Genomic DNA, 18,245 nt, shown 5'->3' with positions numbered 1-18,245 from the left:
TCCCGGATGTGTCCGGGGACAGGCGTCTTGTATCGCTCTGTACAAACCACTCACGGCGCCGGGCGCAATTGCAGCTGCGCGCACAGCCCGCCGCTGGCGCGGTTGGACAGGGTCAGCGTGCCGCCCAGCGCCTGGCTCAGTTGCTGGACGATGGCCAGGCCCAGGCCGGTGCCGCCGGTGCTGCGGTTGCGCGAACTTTCCACCCGGTAGAAAGGTTTTACCACTTCGGCGAGCTCGTCCTCGGGGATGCCCGGACCATCGTCCAATACACGCACATACACCGTACCCTGGGTGTCGCGCTCGACCTCCACCTGGGCGGAGCCACCGAACTTCAGGGCGTTGTCCACCAGGTTGGTGAGCACCCGGCGCAGGGCATGGGGGCGGGTTTCCAGCACCGCGTGGCTGCTGCCCAGCAGTTCCACGGCCTGGCCGCTGTCCTGGTAGTCCAGCACCAGGCTGTCGAGGAAGGCGTCGAGGTTGACCTTCACTGCCGCCTCGCTGGCGCCGTCCATGCTGCGTGCGTAGGCGACGCCCTCGCGGACCAGGTGCTGCATTTCCTCCAGGTCGCTCCACAGGCGCTCGCGCTCGGGGGAGTCGTCCATCTGCTCAACGCGCAGCTTCATCCGTGTGATGGGCGTCTGCAGGTCGTGGGAGATGGCAGCGAGCAGTTGCATGCGCTCCTTGAGGTAGCTGCCGATGCGGCCCTGCAGTGCGTTGAAGGCGCGGGCGGCATAGGCGACTTCGCTGGGGCCGCGCTCGTCCAGTTCCGGCGCCGGGGCGTCGGGGTCGAGGTCGTCCACCGCCTGCGCCAGCTGGGTGAGCGGGCGGATGGCCAGACGCACGGCGATCCAGGTGCAGAACAGCAACAGCGCCAGCTGGACCAGCAGCACCCACGGCAGCCATTGCGCCACGGGCACGCCCTTGGGCGTCACGTCGATGGTCAGCGGGCTGCCGTCCTTGAGCGTCAGGTGCACCTGGAAGTGCGGGATGGCCCCGGGGATGTTCTCGAAGCGCAGCGGGTAGCGCGGCCCGACGACGTCGGCGATGGACTGGGCGGCCATCGGCGCCTGCGCCATGTTCATCGGCTCGCCCGGCTGGCCTTCGCTGAGCAGGTAGCGGTAGTTGGGGCGCTGCACCATCGGCAGCCACGCCTGGCGCTCGTCCCGGGGCAGGCGGTCGAGCAGGGCGACGGCGGTGCTGACGTCGGTCTCCAGGTTGCCCAGCATCATGTTGCGCGCGCTCTGGTAGCGCTCGTAGAACTGCGAGCAGAACGACAGGCTGTAGGCGAACACCAGCCCGGCGAGGAAAATCAGCGCCAGGCGCGCGGCCAGCGTGCGTGGCCAGTGCAGGAGGGATTTCATTCGTTCGGCTCGAGCAGTTCGACGGCCAGGGCGAAGACGTAGCCTTCGCTGCGCACCGTCTTGATGTAGGCCGGCTCGCGGGCGTCATCCAGCAGGCGCTGGCGCAGGCGGCTGACCAGCAGGTCGATGGAGCGGTCGAAGATGTCCGCCTCGCGGCCCTGGGTGAGGTTCAGCAACTGTTCGCGACTGAGCACGCGCTGCGGGTGATCGACGAACACGCGCAGCAGGCGGTACTCGGCGCCGCTGAGGGCGACCAGGGTGCCGTCTTCGTCGAGCAGGTGGCGCGCGGTGGTGTCCAACTTCCAGCGACCGAAGCCGATCAGCCGGCTCGCCTCGCTGACCTGCAGGTTCGGCGGCAGCATGCGGGTGCGGCGCAGCACGGCGTTGATCCGCGCCAGCAGCTCGCGGGCGGAGAAGGGCTTGGTGAGGTAGTCGTCGGCGCCCATTTCCAGGCCGATGATGCGGTCGGTTTCGTCGTTGCGTGCGGTGAGCATCAGCACCGGGGTGGACTTGTGCTTGCCCACGCGCAGCTCGCGGCACAGCTTCAGGCCATCGTCGCCGGGCATCATGATGTCGAGGACGATCAGGTCCACCGCGTTGGCGTCGAGAAAGGCGCGCATCTGCCGGCCATCCGCCGCCAGGCTTACGCGCAGGCCGTTCTTCTTCAGGTAGTTGCCGACCAGCTCGCGGATTTCGCGGTCGTCGTCGACGATCAGTACGTGATCGACATGGTCCATGCCGGTGCCTCGTTCGTAGTGGGTTGAGGCGAGTGTATAGCGCAGCGCCGTGCTTGCCTGCCGTGCTTTGTATTCCACTGTATCCAACCCCGCCGGCGATACCCGGCGCGGCAAACCCTGGGCTTGCGCGACACAAGCCCGATACCTCCTGAACGTGAAATGGGCACCAACGGCGAGGCACACAGCCCCCGCCGATCAAACCCGACACAGGACAGGAGAACCACCATGAAAGCCGCTCACATCGCCCAAGCTTGCCTCTTCGCTGCCATCGCCGCCTTTGCCAGCGTCGGCGCCCAGGCTGCCGACACCGCGCCCGCCGAGCAGTACCACTACGGGCAGAAACTGGACGTGAAGCGCGTCCTGGCCATCCACGAAGAGAATGCCTCGCCGTTCGACTGCGGCATCGTCAACGCCCGCATGGACTACCTGGATTCCCACGGCCAGCCGCACAGCCTGGCCTATCGCAAGTTCGCCACCAACTGCAACGAAGGCGGCTGATTCCCCTGGGCCGCGGCCACGGAACGGCCGCGGCGTTTTTCTCCCTGGCGCTTAACCATCGAGACTCCCGGGCCGACGGCCCATCGAGGTGCCCATGTTGCTCATCGCCTTTCTCGGCGGGGCGCTGACCTTGCTCAGCCCCTGCATCCTTCCCGTCCTGCCGTTGTTGCTGCAGCGCGCCGGCGGCCCGGCGTGGTCGCCCTGGGTCACGCTGCTCGGCCTGGCCAGCGGCTTCGCCGCGCTGGCGAGCCTGGCGACCGTCTCCAGCAACTGGGTGATCGCCGCCAGCGAGTGGGGCCGCTACGTCGCCCTCGCGCTGCTCGCGGTGTCCGCGCTGGCGCTGCTGTGGCCGCGCTTCAGCGACGTAATGGCCAAGCCCTGGGCGTGGCTCGGTGATCGCCTGCACGGTGAGTCCCGGCGCCTGCCGCCGACTGTTTCCGCGTGGGTACTGGGCTTCGCTGCCGGCCTGCTGTGGGCGCCGTGCGCCGGGCCGGTGCTGGGGCTGATTCTCTCCGGCGCCATGCTGCAAGGCCCGAGTGCGCAGACCAGCCTGCTGCTGTTCGCCTACGGCCTGGGCAGCGCGACGGTGCTGGGCGTGGTGCTCTTCGCCGGCCGCCGGCTGATGCAGCACGTGCGCCCGCGCATGGCGGTCATCGAGGGGCTGCGCCGCGCTACCGGCCTGCTCGCCCTGCTGGCCGTCATCGGCATCGCCAGCGGTGCGAGCGCACAACTGGCCGCCGGCCGCTCATCCACGCTGGTGAACAGCCTGGAGCGCAAGGTCATCGAGGGGGTGCCCGCGCTGATCAGCCAACTGATGCCCGGCGACATGGCCCACGGCGCCGAGCGCCTGCCCGACCTCGGCCCGGCGCCCGAGCTGCAAGGCGCGGTGGAGTGGATCAACAGCCCCGAACTGAACCTGCGCGAGCTGCGCGGCAAGGTCGTGCTGGTCGACTTCTGGACCTACGACTGCATCAACTGCCAGCACAGCCTGCCGTACGTGAACGCCTGGGCGAAGAAGTACGCGGACCAGGGGCTGGTGGTGATCGGCATACACACCCCGGAGTACCCCTACGAACGCGTGCCGGCCAACGTCCGCGAAGCGGTGAAGCGACACGATATCCACTACCCCGTGGCGCTGGACAACCAGTACCGCCTCTGGAATGCCTTCGCCAACCAGTACTGGCCGGCGCACTACTTCATCGACGCCCAGGGGCGGATTCGCCACGTGTCCATCGGCGAGGGTGGGTATGAGGAGCAGGAGCAGGTGATCCAGGCGTTGTTGAAGGAGAGGGATGGGGGGAAGGCAGGGGCTTGAGCTGGCGAAGGGGAGGGCGGTGTATCCGCCCCTTCCTCTTTTATTTACTGCTACCGGCTGGCCTTGCCTGCAGCTCGACCCCCAGAGCGCGCATTACTTTCATCACCGTCTCGAAGCGCGGCTTGGCGCCAGGTGCGAAGACCTTGTACAAGCTCTCCCGGCCAAGACCCGAGTCGTTGGCAATCCTCGTCATCCCGCGGGCCTTGGCAATATTTCCGATAGCCAGAAGCAGCTCATCGGAATCCCCGTCTGCCAGCACCTGGGACAGGTACTCGGCGATCACTTCCTCGTTGTCGAGGTGTTGACTGGTATCGAAGTCGCTCAGTTCGATGTTCATTCAATTGCTCCCGCCAGTTGCTGCGCCAGCTTGATATCCCCTTGCTGAGAAGATTTGTCTCCGCCACACAACAGCAGGACCACCACATCGCCGCGGCGCGTGAAATACACGCGATAACCGGGGCCGACATCCAGACGGATTTCCGGTACTCCAATGCCCACCGGCCTGATGTCACCGAAATGACCGGCTCGGACACGGTCCAGCCGCCGAAGAATTGCAACTTTCCCGCGGACATCCCGCAGACCGGAAAGCCAATGATCAAACTGGACTGTTTGCTTGAGGTGATAGGCCATGAAGTGGCTGTATCCATAAGGATACAGGTGCGCTAGCCAGCTCGCATCTGAAATATCTGCCTATCGAGATGAAAATACCGAGCAGCGCGTAGGAGCTCGGTCAGCCCGCCACCCGATTCCGTCCCTGCCTCTTCGCCTCGTACAACGCCGCATCCGCCCGCGCCACCAGCGCGTCGGCGGAGCGTTCCTGCCCAGGCACCATTGCCGCCACACCGATGCTCACGCTCACCCGCCCCAGCGGCGAGAACTCATGGGGCAGGGCGAGGGCCTCCACCGCCTGCAGCAGCTTGTTCGCCATGCCTTGTACGCCGGCGAGGTCGGTCGTCGGCGCGAGGAAGACGAACTCCTCGCCGCCATAACGCGCCACCAGGTCAGTGGAGCGGTTCACCGTGGCCGCCAGCGCCTGGGCGATCCGCCGCAGGCAGGCGTCGCCCGCCGGGTGGCCATAGTGATCGTTGTAGCGCTTGAACCAGTCCACATCGACCACCGCCAGCGCCAGCCACTCACCCGAGCGGCGCGCGCGGCCCCATTCCTGCTCCAGCACCCCGTCGAAGCGGCGGCGGTTGGCGATGCCGGTCAACGCGTCGGTCAGGCTCATGGCGTGCAACTGGCTGTTCAGCTCGCGCAACTCGTCGGTGCGCTCGGCCACGCGCAGCTCCAGCTCGTGCTCGGAGGTGCGCAAGTTGTCCACCAACTGCTGCTGGGTGCGGATCAACTCCTCCTGCACCCGCGCCTTTTCCCGGCGCATGACGTTGAAGCGGTCGGCGAGGGCGAAGGCCAGCACGATCATTTCCATCGCCGAGCCCAATTGCAGGCCATCCACGGTGAACAGGTTGGTCGGCACCAGGCCCATGGCCCGCAGCGACGTCATCGCCCCGCCGAGCATCAGCAAGGCAAAGGCCGCGAGGAAGAAGAACGCGCTGCGCTGGCGCTTGAATGCGCTGACCACGGCGCCCGCCAGCAGGATGACCGCCGTGGCGAAGTTCAGCAGGATACCGGCGCGGGACACGTACGGCAGGAAGAGCGCATAGGCGACGAGGCTGAGCAGATACAGCACGATCATCCCGCGCAGCACCCAATCCAGGCGCGGCAAATTGCGTTCGAACTGCATCATCCTCCGCGCGAACAGCAGCAGCGCCGCCAGCGCCAGCGACACGCCCGAGTAGTAGACGATGTTGGCGTTGAGCGGCACGCCGAGAATCGACCAGTCCGGCGCCAGGCCATTCTTGATTGCCAGCGCCAAGGCGGTGCAACTGACGAAGACCACGTAGAGCAGGTAGATCGGGTCGCGCAGCGCGAACAGCAGCATCAGGTTGAACAGGATCATCGCCATGGCGATGCCGAAGTACCACGCCTTGCCCGTGTAATCGTCGCGCTCGTAGGCGTGGAACGCCTCTACCGGCCACAGCTGCAGCGGCACCAGCAAACCGATGCTCGACGCCACCCGCAGGTACACCACCTGCTCCGAATGCGCTGGCAGGTCCAGCGGAAAGACGAAATTGCGATTCGGGTAGACCTTGCTCGACTGCGGCACATCGCTGCCGGTGTCGATGGTCCGGTACGAGCCGTCCGCCTGCGGGATGTTCGCCTGCACATGGGATACCCGCGGGTTCTCCACCACCAGCAAACGCTGCAACGGCGCGTCGCTCGGGTTGCTCAACTGCACCTTCAGCCAGAACGCCGAGCGGGTGAACCCCATCGCCAGCGAACTGCCCGGCGGCTGGCCGCCCTTGAAGCGCGCCTGCTGCTCCGGGGATAGCACGTCTGTCAGCGTCAGAGCGCGGCTCGGGTCTTCGAGGACGGAAACGTACGTGGTGAGCGTCAGCGGTTGGGTGGTGACGCTGGCGGCATCAACCACCAAGCCGGCCCAGGCGGGGCGGATCAATAACAGGAGCGCTGCGAGCAGGAGCCAGGACGGAGATTGCCGGTGCAGGGCGGAAGCGGGCATGCGGCGAGTCCGGGATGTGGGGAGATGGAGATTCTACAAGACGGGATTTGGCAGCACCAAAAACGCAAAAGCCCCCGGCAACTCACGCTGCTGGGGGCTTTTGCTTGGATTCTGGAGCGGGCGAAGGGAATCGAACCCTCGTCATGAGCTTGGGAAGCTCAGGTAATGCCATTATACGACGCCCGCTTGGGGGTGCCTTTTTACCAGAAGGGCGAGGCTTAGTGAAGCCTTCTGCGGTCAGGCGTGCCGAGCGGGTGGCTGGTGTGAACAGGCTGGCGCATGGAAAACCGGGGGCGGAAGGTCTGGGGCCGGCCCCCGGCTGTGGGCGCAGGCTGCATCAGCCCACCATGGCGGCGATGGGGACGCCCTGGCTGGTGGGCAGGTACGGGTTGGCCAGCACCGGGTGGCGTTGCGGCTGGAGGAAGCTCAGGAGGGCGTCCTGGGTTTCCTGCCAGGCCTTCTTGTGCTCCACGTCGATGAAGTGACCGGCGTTGCGGATGGTGCGGAACTCGCAGTCACGGATCAGTTGCTGGAACAGCTTGGCCTCGGCCGGGGTGGTGTAGATGTCCAACTCGCCGTTCATGAACAGCAACGGGATGTCGATGGCCGCGAACTTCTCCATGTAGCTTTCCGCGCTGAGCTTGAGCACCTGGCAGACGTGGAAGTGCATCTGCCGGTATTCATGCTCGTCGAGGCCGCTGACGTGTCGGAAGTTGTAGCGCTTGAACAACTGCGGCAGGTACTGGCCGATGGTGTCGTTCACCAGGTTGCCGATGTTGGCGCGGTCGCAGGCGGAGAGGTAGTCCAGGCCGCGGTGCAGGTAGTCGAGCATCGAGGCGTTGAGCAGCGGCGAGAAGGAGTTGATCACCGCCTTCTGGATCCGCGCCGGGCGCTCGGCCAGGGCGAGCAGGGTGGCGACGCCGCCCCAGGAGAACGACATCACCACGTCGGCGCGGTAGTGCTCGATCAGGCCCAGCAGCAGCTGTGCCTCGTACTCCTTGGTGATGAACTCGCGGCAGTCGTTGTGCGCCCGGGACCGGCCGGCGTACGGCTGGTCGTAGCAGACCACGTTGAAATGCGGTTGCAGGTATTTCACCGTTTGCGCGAAGGAGGCGGTGGTTGCCAGCGAGCCATTGACCAGGATGATGGTCTGGCGCGCTTCCCTGTTGGCGTGGAACTCCGTGTGTACCCGATGTTGCTGAATCTCGACGACGGCGGTTTCCGGCCTCATGTCGTATTCCTCCAGACGCAGGTCATGGTGCGCACCCACCATCGGATGCGAAGAAAGTACCCAGGCAGAGGAAAGCGTCTTGACGTGACAGCTTCATGTCACTCGACGAAAGTTAACAATCTCTTGATTTTCAACTGGTTGGAGCATCAATGGGCACGATTTCCGGCGCCGGTCAGGACGGGGATTCGGGCTATTGATCAGGCAGGGAAGGGGCGGCGTGGGGAACGGCGTGCCGCGAAAAGCTGTATTGGATGCAGCGTGTGACTCATTGGTCACGCTTGAGCTAGAGTTAAGCAGCACCGTTCCGCCGGCGCAACCGTCATCGCGTGCTTGAGTCACATCGGTGGTGCGAATTCCGACGAAATGACATTTCTCCGCGTATTTGTCCGGCGCTTTGGTGAAGCCGGATTACACTCTTGGGATAGCTGTTATGCCCCTTGCCGAAGACGAGCGATCACGCCGTGCTCCCCCTGAGGCCGATACCGCGTGCGGAGCGGGTCCATGGCACTTCACCCAAGGTTCGTCACACCGCTGGTCCTTGCCCCGGCCGCCTGGCTGTGTGCGCACGCCATGGCGGAGGATCGCTACGGTTGCGAGCAGCCGATCAGCGTCGCCTACACCCGCAACGTGGTGTTCTTCCATGACGACGTCGGCATCGACCCTGACCTGATCGCCGAACTGGGCAAGCGCACCGGCTGCGAGTTCGTCACCTCCGTGCGCCCGCGGGACGAAATCTGGAGCCTGCTCGAAAGCGGCGATCTGCAGATGGGTACCAGCGGCGTCGCCACGCCGCAGCGGCGGGCCTACACCTACCTGCTGCCGTACCTGTACCTGCGCAACAAGCTGATCGTGCGCGACGACCTGGGCGAGATCAACAGCCTGGACGCCTTCCACGACATGCCCGGCGCGCGCCTGGGGGTGATCGCCGGCTACCGCCACGGCGCCTTCATCGATGGCATGTTGCGCATCCTGCGCGCCGAGGGGCGGGTGGTGGAGTACAAGGACGACACGAGCCGCTTCAGCGCCCTGCTCAATGGTGATGTGGAGGGCGTGATCGGCCATGAGATGAATTTGCAAGGGGCCGTTCACGACCGTCGTCAGCGTGAACGCTTTCATGTGGTAGACGTGATGCCCGGGCCGGCGACGCCCCACAACCTGATGCTCTCTCGCAAGCGCTTCACTCCGGCGCAGGGCGCCGAATGGATGCGCCTGCTGGAGACGTTGTGGCTGGATGGCACCCTGGCCCGGATCATGCGTGACAATGCACCGCCGCCGGTGGCGGAAGGACTGCTCGACAGCGGATATCGCTACAGCTCCACGGACAGAGGCTGGTAAAGGATGAAGGCATTCGAACGGGGTATTCCGCTGCAACTGCTGGTGGCCGGGGCCATCATCGCCAGCATGCTGGTGCTGGCGGGCGCGTTGCTGGTGCAGGGATACCGCGGTGTGGAAGGCGCGCTGGTAACGGCGGCCGGCGAGTCGGCCAGCCAACTGGGGGCGACCATCAACGAGCGCATTCGCCGCCTGATCGACCCGGCGGAAAGCGCGCTGCGCCTGCTCACCCACGACCCCATCTCGCAGACGGACAACCTGCCGGCGCGCCTGGATCGCTTGCCGATGCTGGTGGAAAACCTGCGCGCCAACCGCACCCTGAGCGCGGTGTACATCGGTTATCCGAATGGCGAGTTCCTGCTGATCCGCGCGCTGCGCGTGCCCGAGGTACGCCAGACCCTGCAGGCGCCGGATGCCGCCATGTACCTGGTACAGAGCCAGACGCTCAACGGCCAGGGCGGCCTGCTGGGCGAGTGGCGCTTCTATGACAGCGAACTGCGCCTGCTGCGCGTGCAGGAGCGCCCCGACTACAACTACGACCCGCGGCAGCGGCCCTGGTACAACGAGGCGCGCCTCACCAGCAAGACGGTGCTGACCCAGCCGTACGTCTTCTTCACCACCCGCGAGATTGGCCTGACCCTGGCGCACCGCAGCGTCGACGGCGCGGCGGTGATCGGCATGGATGCCTCGGTCAACGACCTGGGCGGCGAAATGGGCGACCTGCGCCAGACCGCCAACACGGAGCTGGCGGTGGTCGACGGCAAGGGCACGGTGATCGCCTACCCGGACCTGTCCCGCCTGATGATCCACGAAGGCAAGGAACTGCGGCTGGCCTCGCTGGCTGAGTTGAAGGTGCCGGCGCTGAGCGCGCTCAACGCCGAGAAGGTGCCGTCCGGAACACCGCAGTCGTATCAGGTCGGCGGCGAGGTCTGGTACGGCATCTGGGTGCCGCTGTCGAACTTCACCAGCAACGAGGTGAAGGTGCTGATCGCCATCCCCGCCGTGGAGCTGCTGGCGGGCGCGCGGCAACTGCTGTTCAACCAGGCCCTGTGGAGCGGCACGCTGCTGCTGGTGTTGCTGCTGATCGGCTGGTACATCGGCCGGCGCATCGCCCGCCCGCTGACGGCGCTGGCGGACCAGGTGGGCGCGCTGGCGGCTTTCGACTTCGCCCGGCCGGTCGGCGTGGAGTCGAAGATCGCCGAGGTTCGCGACCTGAGCAGCGTGATGGGCAGCATGTCGCGCACCATCCACAACTTCCAGGCGATCACCCTCACCCTGAGCCGCGAGACGCGCCTGGAAAGCATGCTCGACGGCGTGCTCTCGCGCCTGGTGGAAGCCACCAACGTGATGGGCGGCGCGGTCTACCTGCTGGACGACGAGGATTGCCGCCTGCGCCTGGCTTGCGCGGTGAACGGCGAGCAGTACCCGCAATCGATGCTGATCGAAGGCTTCACCGAGGCGGAGCTGGCCGAGCGGGTGGACCTGGCGCTGGCCAATCGCGGCCAGTACCTGGAGGTCTCGCTGCGCAACCGTTCCGATGAGTTGCTGGGCATCCTCGTCCTGCAACTGGCCCAGGAGGGCGCGCACAGCCAGCAGCCGCGCAAGCCGTTCAAGCGCTTCGTCGAGGAGCTCTCCGGCGCCGCCGCCGTGGCCATCGAGACCCGCCAGCTGATCGAAGCCCAGCAGCGCCTGCTGGACGCCATCATCAAGCTGCTGGCCGACGCCATCGACGCCAAGAGCCCCTATACCGGCGGCCACTGCGAGCGCGTGCCGCAGTTGGCCGACCTGCTGCTGCAGAAGGTCATCGACTCGCGGGACGGCGAGTATGCCGGCTTCACCATGAGCGACGCCGAGCGCTATGAATTCCAGATCGCCGCCTGGCTGCACGACTGCGGCAAGATCACCAGCCCCGAGTACGTGGTGGACAAGGCGACCAAGCTGGAGACGCTGTACAACCGCCTGCACGAAGTGCGCACGCGCTTCGAGGTGATCTGGCGCGACATCGAGCTGGATTACTGGCGCGGCATCGCCGAAGGCAACGACATCGGCCTGCTCGCCGCCCGCCGCGACGCGCTGCACGAATCGCTGCGCGACGACTTTGCCTTCGTCGCCCAGGCCAACGTCGGCGGCGAATTCATGAAGGACGAGGACATCGAGCGCCTCAAGCAGATCGGCGAGCGCCGCTGGCTGCGCTATTTCGATGACCGCCTGGGCATCTCCCACGACGAGGCCGAGCGCCTGCAGGGGCGCCCCGAGCGGCCGTTGCCGGCCGAGGAATGCCTGCTCGCCGACAAGCCCGAACACCGCGTGATGTGGGGCGAGCGCAAGCCGCCGGTGGCGAAGGACGACCCGCGCAATATCTGGGGCTTCGACATGCGCCTGCCGCCCTATGCCAGCCACTACGGCGAGCTGTACAACCTGGGCATCCGCCGCGGCACGCTGAACGACGAGGAGCGCTTCAAGATCAACGAGCACATCGTCCAGACCCTGATGATGCTCACCACCTTGCCGCTGCCGCGCCACCTGCGCCGCGTGCCGACCATCGCCGCCAACCACCACGAAAAGATGGACGGCACCGGCTACCCCCGCAAACTGACTCGCGAGCAGATGAGCATCCCCGAGCGGGTCATGGCGATCGCCGACATCTTCGAGGCGCTGACCGCCGCCGACCGCCCGTACAAGGCACCGAAGACGCTCTCCGAGTCGCTGAAGATCCTCGCCTTCATGGCCCGCGACCAGCACATCGACGCCGATCTGTTCCGCCTGTTCATCAGCCAGGGGGTGTACCGCGAGTACGGCGAGCGCTTCCTCAACCCAGAGCAGATGGACGCCGTGGACGTGCGGGCGATCCTGCAGATCCTCGATGGGGTGAAGGCCTGAGGGCGGGCTCAGATCTTGCGGATCGGCCCCGGATAACCCTCGATCTTGCTGTCGTGAATGAGCAGCAGCATGCCTTCCACATGCGCCTGGGCGATCAGCATGCGATCGAAGGGATCGGCGTGCAGGGCGGGCAGGGAGCCCACGAAGACCGAATGTTCGCCGGTGATGGGCAGTTCGGCGTAACCATTGTCCAGCAGGGCCTTGCGAACGATGCTCGGGTCATAGGGGAAGTCTGCGCGTTTGAGTGCGCTCTTGATCGAGATTTCCCAGATGCTGGCGGCGCTGAAGAACAGGTCGGTGTCATCGGACAGGATGAGCGACCTGATCTCGCTGGTCAGCCGTGGGTCGTCGGTCAGTACCCAGAGCAGGATGTGGGTATCCAGCAGCAGGCGCATCAGTCGGCCTCGCCGCTGAACAGCTGGGCGATGTCGTCGGCGAAGGGCACGTCGATGTCGTCCACGGCCGGATAGAGGCCCTTGAGCGCGCCGATGCGCTTCTCCGGCTTGTCGTGGATGGCCTCGACCTTCACCAGGGGCTTGCCAGCCATGGCAATGATGAAGGGATGCCCCTTGCTGGCGAGATCGACCAGACGCGACAGGTTGGTCTTGGCGTCGTGAATGTTCACGATCTCGATATCGCTGCTCATAGCTTTACCTCGGTGTTAGCTAACCCAGTGAACTAACCTTGCGCGATGCTAGCTCAGGGACCGAGCAGCAGCAATCCAAACGCAAACCGCCGGCTGATGCGGCGGTTTGCGTTTGGCGGAACAGGCGGGGATCAGCGCTTGGCGAGGTTGGTGGCGTAGCGGTTGATCTGCGGGTTCTTCGCCACGGTGCAGCTTTGCCCGGCGAGGAACTGCGAGTTGCGCAGGTACTGCTGCTGCGGGTAGTAGGCGAACACGTAGCTGCCGTTCTTCACCGTGTCGATCAGTTGCTGAGCCACCTGTGGGCGCACCGCCGGGCAGCCCAGGCTGCGGCCGAGGCGACCGAGGCCGGGGACGACCTTGGGGTCGGCGTAGGCGGCGGCGTGCATGACGATGGCGCGCTCCTCGCTGTTGTCGTTGAAGCCCGGTTCCAGGCCCAGCAGGCGCAGGGAACGGCCGTGCTTGCCGCTGTAGGTCTGGCCGGTCTGGTAGAGGCCGATGGAGGACTGGTTGCTCTCGGGCAGGTTGGAGAAGGAGGTGGCCATGTCCTCGCCACTCTTCTTGCCGTGGGCGACCCACTCCTCGAACAGCAGCGTGCGCTGCTTCAGGTCGAACACCCAGAGGCGCTTGTCGCGGGACGGCTTGGAGTAGTCGATCACCGTCAACAGGCGGTTCTGGCCGCCGAGCTGGGTGCTGGCGCACTGCAGTGCGTTGAGCGCCAGGCGCAGGGTTTCGGTGTTGGTGGCGGGCGCGAGGCGGTGCAGTTCCTCGGCCGTGGGCAGGCGGGCGGCGGACGCGGTCTGCCAGCTGCCGAACGCAAAAAGCGCGGCACTGGCGAGCGAAATCCGGAAGAACCCCCGTAACTTCAAGAAAGTCAGCATGAATACAACATTCCCGTGGAATCGATATGGTTTTTTCTGGGAAACGCCGGATTGTGCGTGATTTTTGATCAGTGGTGTGGCTGTTTTTTGATCGAGTATGGCCCCGCCCGTCGGTAATTACGAACTTTCCCGTGCGGTGGATCGCCGCAAAGCGTTGGTTTTTGGGGAGCTGGGCGAAAGGAGCTCGCCCCGGACAGGCGCCTTGACTCGTTGTGTTTCGAGATTCTTCGGCAGCTTGCACGGCCGGCTTGAGGCCGTCTGTCCGTGGGCGAGTGCCGACAGTGTGGCGTGAGCGGCAGGTGATGGGAGCAGGGAAACGATGAACAGGCTGTAGGGGAAGTCCGGAGCACGGCAACGTCACTCCGGTTCATCGCCCTACTGCACGCTCTGGTTCTTGACCGGCTTCTGCTCGGCCTGGCGGTCATTGGTGGTGATCACGGTGAAGTCAGGGTTGCTGCGCATGTCGCGCGTGGAGGGCAGGTCGGTGATCACCAGGGTGCTCCCCACATCCATGCTGGCCAGCAGGTTGCGCAGGAACTCGCGGTCGAGGCTGAACTTGCCCAGCTGCTCGGCCGGCGACAGGCCGCGCTGCGGATCGCTGACCTGCACGCTGGTCCAGCGCAGGTTGGGGTTCTCGCTGTCGATCTCGCTCTGCGTGGGCTTCTCCAGCAACGAGAAGGCGGCCACGCCGGTTTTCTCCTCGGGATGTTCGAAGGCCACCGGCGCGGTGCCGATCTGCACGCCGCCGCGATAGACGTAGAGGCGGCGGTCGGCGCGGCTGACCAGCACCGAGACCGGGCCCTTTTCCGCGCCCGGGTCGCCCCAGAACGGCACCACCATGCCGCTGTCGTCATGCGGGCCGGCGGCGCGCCCGGCGCTGACGATGGGGGCGAGCAGGCCGGGATGGTAGACCTCCACGGGCGAGCTCTTGGCATCGGAGATGATCACCGTGGTGGTGCTGAAGCCGGTGACCTCATAGAGCTTCTTGGCGAACGCCATGGGCAGGCGGATGCAGCCGTGGGAAGCCGGGTAGCCGGGCAGGTTGCCGGCATGCAGGGCGATGCCGTCCCAGGTCAGGCGCTGCATGTAGGGCATGGGCGCGCTGTTGTAGAGGTCGGAGTGGTACTCGACCTTCTTCTGCAGGATGGAGAACACGCCGGTGGGGGTTTCCTTGCCCTTCTTGCCGGTGCTCACGGTGGCCACGCCGATGGCGATGCCGTTGCGGTACACGTAGGCGCGCTGCTCGGTGAGGCTGACCACCACGGTCACCGGGCCCGCCGGGGAGATTTCCGGGTACCAGAGGAACTGGCCGGGCTTGAGCGTCTTCAGCGCGGCCTGCAGGTTGGACAACGGCGAGGGCTTGCTCGGGTTGGCAACGGCAACGCTGGCGCTCAGGGCGATCAGCAGGGCAACCGAGAGTTTCTTCATCACCTTTCCTTGGGACGCGGGGTTGGCTGGCAGCTTAGCCAAGCGGCGCGGGCGGCTGCAAACTGCCGGGCTGAACGGTGCGCGTAGGGCTTTTCCGAACGTTCGACCGGCGCAGTATGTAGGAGCGAGCGTGCTCGCGAACAGGGTTGCCGGTGGGCCTGGTACGGGGGCGGTTCGCGAGCGAGCTCGCTCCTGCAACAGGGCGGATCAGCCCAGTTCGGCGATTTCCTGCGCGGTCAGCGCGCGGTAGTCGCCGGGTTGCAGGGCGGGGTCGAGCGCCAGGCTGCCCATGCGTTCGCGGTGCAGGCGGGTCACCTTGTTCTGGAAATGGCCGAACATGCGCTTGACCTGGTGATAGCGCCCTTCATGCAGGGTCAGGCGCGCTGCGCGGGTGTCGAGGATGTCCAGCTGGGCGGGCAGGGTCGTGAGGTCTTCGAAGGCAAAATACAGGCCCTGGGCGAAGGTCGCGATGTAGCGCTCCTCGATCGGGTCTTGCGTCTCGACGTAGTAGACCTTGGGCAGCTTGCGCCCCGGCAGGGTCATGCGCCGCGACCACTGCCCGTCGTTGGTGATCAGCAACAGCCCGGTGGTGTTGTAGTCCAGGCGGCCGCCGATGTGCAGCTCGTGCTTGTCCGGCTCGTCCAGCAGGTCGAGCACGGTGCGGTGCTCGGCGTCGCGGGTGGCGCTCACGCAACCGGCCGGCTTGTGCAGCATGAAGTAGCGCGCCGGCTTGCCGGCCTGCAGCAGCCCGTCGTCCAGCTCCACGCGGGAAAACTCGCGTACCTCGTGGCGGCCATCGCGCACCACCTGCCCATCCACGCGCAGGCGGCCCTCGGCGAGCAACTGACGGGCCTGCTGGCGGTTCAGGTGCGGCAGGTTGGCGATGAAGCGGTCCAGGCGCATCAGGCTTGCTCGGCGGCCTTCAGTCCGGCTGCGCAGCGCGGGCAGAGGCAGGCGCGGTCGATCAGTTCAGGCGGGATGCGCTCGAGCGCCTCGCGGTCGACGGGCGTGCTGAAGCACCAGCAGTCCTGGCCCGCCAGCGCCGGGTTGGCCAGGGTGCAGCGGTTGGACTGGCCGCAGAGCGGGCAGCGGCTGGGGGCGGGAGTAGCGTCGTTCATGGCCGGTCGGGCGGCAAGCGGTGGCGATGCGGGCGCACAGGGTGCAGCGCCGACCCGCATCGCGCAAGCGGATTCGGATCGGCGCGCGGTGCTGGCTCAGGGCATCTCGATGCGCACGATCCAGGGTTCCAGGCGCCGGCCGAAGGCGACATCGGCGACGAAGGGCTGGGCCCGGCCGTCCGCCGCGCGGTGCGGTTGCGCGGTGATCTGGTCGAGACGCTCGCGCCACTGGTGCGGCACGTTGAGGCTGTCGGTGCCGACGGAGCTGGCGGTGCCGCCCAGGGTCCAGATGTGCTCGTAGTAGTTGGACACCGGGCGCACCTGGCCGTGGACGATGAGGTAGCGCCGGCGATCGGGGTAGCGCGCGCGCAGGGTCGCCAGGTCCCGGCCGACGTCCTTGAGCAGCAGGCGTGTGTCGGTCTTCTCCTCGCTGTCCAGCTCGCGGCGGATGAAGTCGCGCTCGTCCGCCAGGCGAGCATTCTGCGGCGCGGCATCGGCGGCCAGGCGCGCTTCGTCGAGGCGCTTGCGGGTCAGCTGCACTTCGCGCTCGTACAGCGGGCCATTGAGTTCCAGCACCAGCAGGGCATCGCGCGATTGCTGGCGGCCGAAGCGCCGGGCGCTGTCGTCGTCGACCTGCTCGGGCATGGTGAAGCCGAGCTCGGCCATCTTGCTGCTGTCGAGGGCGGGCTGCCAGCCGCGGTTGTGCTGCCGCGCGTCCTCGTCGCGGCTGGGCGTGCGCCAGTGCAGGCGCAGGCTCAGGCCGCTGTTTTCCTTGTACCAGTCGCTGTTGCGCAGCAGCTCGCGCTGGCTGAGCGGCAAGGTGCTGTCGGGCTCGCCGGAGCGGTTCCAGGCGACGCCGCCCAGGGCGATGGCGTTGACCAGCAGGATCAGGCCGACACCGCCGGCCAGGGCATGGGTGCGCGTCCAGTTCATCAGGCGGTCCCTCCCAGCAGGCCGTGGGCGCGGCGCAGGCGGCGCAGCACCAGCAGGATCAGCACCGCGCACAGGCCCAGCACGAGGAAGAACAGGTACTTGGGCATGAGGGTCCACCACCAGTCGAAGAACTTGGTGTAGAGGAAGATCACGAAGAAGGTCAGGCCGGTGTTCACCACGTCCGGCCATTCGCGGCGCGCGCCCAGCCAGATGGCCAGCGCCGAGACGACGAAGCCCAGCACCTGGTAGGCGCTTTCCAGCGAGCGCGGGTGGAACGGCAGATAGCTGCTGCCGCCCCAGTTGGCCAGCACCAGCATCGGCAGGAACAGCCCGAGCAGGCCGAAGACGCGGTAGATCGCGGCGAAGCCGTCGAAGCGCTGCTGCGAGAAGAACGTTGGAACGAGGAAAATCAGCAGCGCGGCGGGGAAGAAGTTCTCCGGCCGTTCGCCCACGTCCAGCCAGTACGCGCCGCTCCAGGTGCCGACCCGCGCGGCGACGAAGGCCATCACGCAGACCAGCGCGGCGGACAGCAGCAGCCGGGCGTTGCAGGTGTAGGCCAGCAGCAGGGCGTAGGCGGCCCAGGGCAGCAGCGCCTTGTCCGAGGGCGTGATGTTGAAGATCTGCCCGATCATCACGACGTTGAGCACGAAGCAGGCGAAGGCCAGCATGGCGCCGAGCTTGGCGAAGTAGCCCGACGCATCGCGGCGCTGCAGCAGCAGCGTCAGCAGCAGGCTGATCAGCGAGGCGCCGATGAGGATGACGACCTGCACGCTTTCGCTGAACAGCCCCCAGAACTGGTAGAAGAGGAAGAACAGGCTGGCGGCCAGCGCCAGGGCGCCGAGGAAGGAGGCGATGCGCATGCCCAGGGAGAGGCGGTGGTCCTGGCTGTCGCGATCGATGTCGAAGCGCGCGCGGTAGTCGGCGAGCAGGCGTTGCTGGTGGTCGTGCAGGCGCTCGCGCTGGGCGTTGTCGAGGAGGAGGGCGCCTTCGTCGTGCAGGCGGCGCAACTCTCGGTCGAAGGCGAGGATATCGTTGACGCGGTGCTGCGCCTGCTGGTGGCTGAGGTCGGGCATGACCTGTCCTTGCGGCGGATGATGCTTGAACTCTAGCTGCCGGCGGGGCGCGGTTCCATGGGCAGCTTCGCAGCGCGCATGACGCGTGGCGTCATACGCCGTCGCGGGCATGGCCCGCTCCTACCGGGAAACTCCTGCGCTGGGACATCCCTCCCCCCGCCCTGCCTGCGCGCCCCGCTCCGAAGGGAGAGGGAGCAGCCCGTGCCGGCTGACGCCGCAGTTCCACCGGTGCCGATC

Annotated in this window: 18 protein-coding genes and 1 tRNA gene; 4 read left to right on the top strand and 15 right to left on the bottom strand. The window is 66.4% G+C overall.

Annotation, left to right across the window (positions count from 1 at the left end; genetic code table 11):
• Positions 1–50 precede the first annotated feature (50 nt).
• Positions 51–1,361 (bottom strand): ATP-binding protein, encoded by a 1,311-nt coding sequence (locus ACNFIA_RS05890; RefSeq protein ID WP_259753251.1) that lies wholly within the window; start codon positions 1,359–1,361, stop codon positions 51–53.
• Positions 1,358–2,098 (bottom strand): response regulator, encoded by a 741-nt coding sequence (locus tag ACNFIA_RS05885; RefSeq protein WP_259753252.1) that lies wholly within the window; start codon positions 2,096–2,098, stop codon positions 1,358–1,360. The genes ACNFIA_RS05890 and ACNFIA_RS05885 overlap by 4 nt, the downstream gene beginning before the upstream one ends.
• A gap of 225 nt (positions 2,099–2,323) precedes the next feature.
• Between ACNFIA_RS05885 and ACNFIA_RS05880 the strand changes: the two genes are divergently transcribed.
• Complete coding sequence (locus ACNFIA_RS05880) at positions 2,324–2,596, top strand: DUF2790 domain-containing protein (RefSeq protein WP_416783400.1); 273 nt, start codon at positions 2,324–2,326, stop codon at positions 2,594–2,596.
• Positions 2,597–2,690: 94 nt separating this feature from the next.
• On the top strand, positions 2,691–3,911 hold the full coding sequence (locus ACNFIA_RS05875; protein ID WP_416783398.1) for a cytochrome c biogenesis protein DipZ: 1,221 nt from the start codon (positions 2,691–2,693) through the stop codon (positions 3,909–3,911).
• 40 nt (positions 3,912–3,951) lie between these two features.
• Here ACNFIA_RS05875 and ACNFIA_RS05870 read toward each other — a convergent pair whose 3' ends face one another.
• The 5 genes from ACNFIA_RS05870 to ACNFIA_RS05850 all read right to left on the bottom strand — a co-directional run bounded on the left by ACNFIA_RS05870 (position 3,952) and on the right by ACNFIA_RS05850 (position 7,720).
• Complete coding sequence (locus tag ACNFIA_RS05870) at positions 3,952–4,248, bottom strand: addiction module antidote protein (RefSeq protein WP_416783396.1); 297 nt, start codon at positions 4,246–4,248, stop codon at positions 3,952–3,954.
• Positions 4,245–4,541: a type II toxin-antitoxin system RelE/ParE family toxin gene (locus ACNFIA_RS05865; RefSeq protein WP_416783394.1), complete on the bottom strand. Its 297-nt coding sequence runs from the start codon at positions 4,539–4,541 to the stop codon at positions 4,245–4,247. The genes ACNFIA_RS05870 and ACNFIA_RS05865 overlap by 4 nt, the downstream gene beginning before the upstream one ends.
• A gap of 100 nt (positions 4,542–4,641) precedes the next feature.
• On the bottom strand, positions 4,642–6,489 hold the full coding sequence (locus ACNFIA_RS05860) for a diguanylate cyclase (protein ID WP_416783392.1): 1,848 nt from the start codon (positions 6,487–6,489) through the stop codon (positions 4,642–4,644).
• A 112-nt stretch (positions 6,490–6,601) separates the two neighbouring features.
• Positions 6,602–6,675: transfer RNA gene (locus ACNFIA_RS05855), tRNA-Gly, on the bottom strand.
• 151 nt (positions 6,676–6,826) lie between these two features.
• Entirely contained in the window at positions 6,827–7,720 is an 894-nt protein-coding gene (locus ACNFIA_RS05850; protein ID WP_416783391.1) for an alpha/beta fold hydrolase, read from the bottom strand.
• 501 nt (positions 7,721–8,221) lie between these two features.
• On the opposite strand from ACNFIA_RS05850, the gene ACNFIA_RS05845 reads away from it, so the two are divergent.
• A complete protein-coding gene (locus ACNFIA_RS05845) occupies positions 8,222–9,055 on the top strand; it encodes a substrate-binding periplasmic protein (RefSeq protein ID WP_416783389.1) in 834 nt (277 codons plus the stop codon).
• 3 nt (positions 9,056–9,058) lie between these two features.
• Complete coding sequence (locus ACNFIA_RS05840) at positions 9,059–11,932, top strand: HD domain-containing phosphohydrolase (protein WP_416783388.1); 2,874 nt, start codon at positions 9,059–9,061, stop codon at positions 11,930–11,932.
• 8 nt (positions 11,933–11,940) lie between these two features.
• Here the strand turns inward: ACNFIA_RS05840 and ACNFIA_RS05835 are convergent, their stop codons facing one another.
• From ACNFIA_RS05835 to ACNFIA_RS05800, 8 genes are all read right to left on the bottom strand, one after another.
• Positions 11,941–12,327 (bottom strand): type II toxin-antitoxin system VapC family toxin, encoded by a 387-nt coding sequence (locus ACNFIA_RS05835; RefSeq protein WP_416783387.1) that lies wholly within the window; start codon positions 12,325–12,327, stop codon positions 11,941–11,943.
• On the bottom strand, positions 12,327–12,578 hold the full coding sequence (locus ACNFIA_RS05830) for a type II toxin-antitoxin system Phd/YefM family antitoxin (protein WP_416783386.1): 252 nt from the start codon (positions 12,576–12,578) through the stop codon (positions 12,327–12,329). The genes ACNFIA_RS05835 and ACNFIA_RS05830 overlap by 1 nt, the downstream gene beginning before the upstream one ends.
• A gap of 131 nt (positions 12,579–12,709) precedes the next feature.
• Positions 12,710–13,456 (bottom strand): murein L,D-transpeptidase catalytic domain family protein, encoded by a 747-nt coding sequence (locus tag ACNFIA_RS05825; protein WP_259753278.1) that lies wholly within the window; start codon positions 13,454–13,456, stop codon positions 12,710–12,712.
• A gap of 375 nt (positions 13,457–13,831) precedes the next feature.
• Positions 13,832–14,884, bottom strand: coding sequence for a L,D-transpeptidase (locus tag ACNFIA_RS05820; protein ID WP_416783384.1), 1,053 nt, complete (start codon positions 14,882–14,884; stop codon positions 13,832–13,834).
• A gap of 207 nt (positions 14,885–15,091) precedes the next feature.
• Positions 15,092–15,787 (bottom strand): pseudouridine synthase, encoded by a 696-nt coding sequence (locus tag ACNFIA_RS05815; RefSeq protein ID WP_416783383.1) that lies wholly within the window; start codon positions 15,785–15,787, stop codon positions 15,092–15,094.
• Positions 15,787–16,002 carry a cysteine-rich CWC family protein gene (locus ACNFIA_RS05810; protein WP_416783382.1) on the bottom strand — a complete coding sequence of 72 codons (216 nt, stop codon included), beginning with the start codon at positions 16,000–16,002 and terminating at the stop codon, positions 15,787–15,789. The genes ACNFIA_RS05815 and ACNFIA_RS05810 overlap by 1 nt, the downstream gene beginning before the upstream one ends.
• Positions 16,003–16,098: 96 nt before the next feature.
• Positions 16,099–16,935: a DUF4824 family protein gene (locus ACNFIA_RS05805; RefSeq protein ID WP_416783380.1), complete on the bottom strand. Its 837-nt coding sequence runs from the start codon at positions 16,933–16,935 to the stop codon at positions 16,099–16,101.
• Positions 16,935–18,008, bottom strand: coding sequence for a DUF2157 domain-containing protein (locus tag ACNFIA_RS05800; RefSeq protein ID WP_259753283.1), 1,074 nt, complete (start codon positions 18,006–18,008; stop codon positions 16,935–16,937). The genes ACNFIA_RS05805 and ACNFIA_RS05800 overlap by 1 nt, the downstream gene beginning before the upstream one ends.
• Positions 18,009–18,245: the final 237 nt, after the last annotated feature.

Origin of the sequence: Pseudomonas sp. NY15437, from assembly GCF_048068435.1 — a bacterium.
Classification (GTDB): Bacteria; Pseudomonadota; Gammaproteobacteria; order Pseudomonadales; family Pseudomonadaceae; genus Pseudomonas; species Pseudomonas nitroreducens_B.
Note: the sequence above shows the minus strand (reverse complement) of the source record. Positions and strands in the feature narration are given on the sequence as shown.

What these genes read in the sequence shown, in the direction of transcription:
- ACNFIA_RS05890 (WP_259753251.1), bottom strand. Translation starts at nt 1,361, where the DNA reads ATGAAATCCCTCCTGCACTGGCCACGCACGCTGGCCGCGCGCCTGGCG.
- ACNFIA_RS05885 (WP_259753252.1), bottom strand. Translation starts at nt 2,098, where the DNA reads ATGGACCATGTCGATCACGTACTGATCGTCGACGACGACCGCGAAATC.
- ACNFIA_RS05880 (WP_416783400.1), top strand. Translation starts at nt 2,324, where the DNA reads ATGAAAGCCGCTCACATCGCCCAAGCTTGCCTCTTCGCTGCCATCGCC.
- ACNFIA_RS05875 (WP_416783398.1), top strand. Translation starts at nt 2,691, where the DNA reads ATGTTGCTCATCGCCTTTCTCGGCGGGGCGCTGACCTTGCTCAGCCCC.
- ACNFIA_RS05870 (WP_416783396.1), bottom strand. Translation starts at nt 4,248, where the DNA reads ATGAACATCGAACTGAGCGACTTCGATACCAGTCAACACCTCGACAAC.
- ACNFIA_RS05865 (WP_416783394.1), bottom strand. Translation starts at nt 4,541, where the DNA reads ATGGCCTATCACCTCAAGCAAACAGTCCAGTTTGATCATTGGCTTTCC.
- ACNFIA_RS05860 (WP_416783392.1), bottom strand. Translation starts at nt 6,489, where the DNA reads ATGCCCGCTTCCGCCCTGCACCGGCAATCTCCGTCCTGGCTCCTGCTC.
- ACNFIA_RS05850 (WP_416783391.1), bottom strand. Translation starts at nt 7,720, where the DNA reads ATGAGGCCGGAAACCGCCGTCGTCGAGATTCAGCAACATCGGGTACAC.
- ACNFIA_RS05845 (WP_416783389.1), top strand. Translation starts at nt 8,222, where the DNA reads ATGGCACTTCACCCAAGGTTCGTCACACCGCTGGTCCTTGCCCCGGCC.
- ACNFIA_RS05840 (WP_416783388.1), top strand. Translation starts at nt 9,059, where the DNA reads ATGAAGGCATTCGAACGGGGTATTCCGCTGCAACTGCTGGTGGCCGGG.
- ACNFIA_RS05835 (WP_416783387.1), bottom strand. Translation starts at nt 12,327, where the DNA reads ATGCGCCTGCTGCTGGATACCCACATCCTGCTCTGGGTACTGACCGAC.
- ACNFIA_RS05830 (WP_416783386.1), bottom strand. Translation starts at nt 12,578, where the DNA reads ATGAGCAGCGATATCGAGATCGTGAACATTCACGACGCCAAGACCAAC.
- ACNFIA_RS05825 (WP_259753278.1), bottom strand. Translation starts at nt 13,456, where the DNA reads ATGCTGACTTTCTTGAAGTTACGGGGGTTCTTCCGGATTTCGCTCGCC.
- ACNFIA_RS05820 (WP_416783384.1), bottom strand. Translation starts at nt 14,884, where the DNA reads ATGAAGAAACTCTCGGTTGCCCTGCTGATCGCCCTGAGCGCCAGCGTT.
- ACNFIA_RS05815 (WP_416783383.1), bottom strand. Translation starts at nt 15,787, where the DNA reads ATGCGCCTGGACCGCTTCATCGCCAACCTGCCGCACCTGAACCGCCAG.
- ACNFIA_RS05810 (WP_416783382.1), bottom strand. Translation starts at nt 16,002, where the DNA reads ATGAACGACGCTACTCCCGCCCCCAGCCGCTGCCCGCTCTGCGGCCAG.
- ACNFIA_RS05805 (WP_416783380.1), bottom strand. Translation starts at nt 16,935, where the DNA reads ATGAACTGGACGCGCACCCATGCCCTGGCCGGCGGTGTCGGCCTGATC.
- ACNFIA_RS05800 (WP_259753283.1), bottom strand. Translation starts at nt 18,008, where the DNA reads ATGCCCGACCTCAGCCACCAGCAGGCGCAGCACCGCGTCAACGATATC.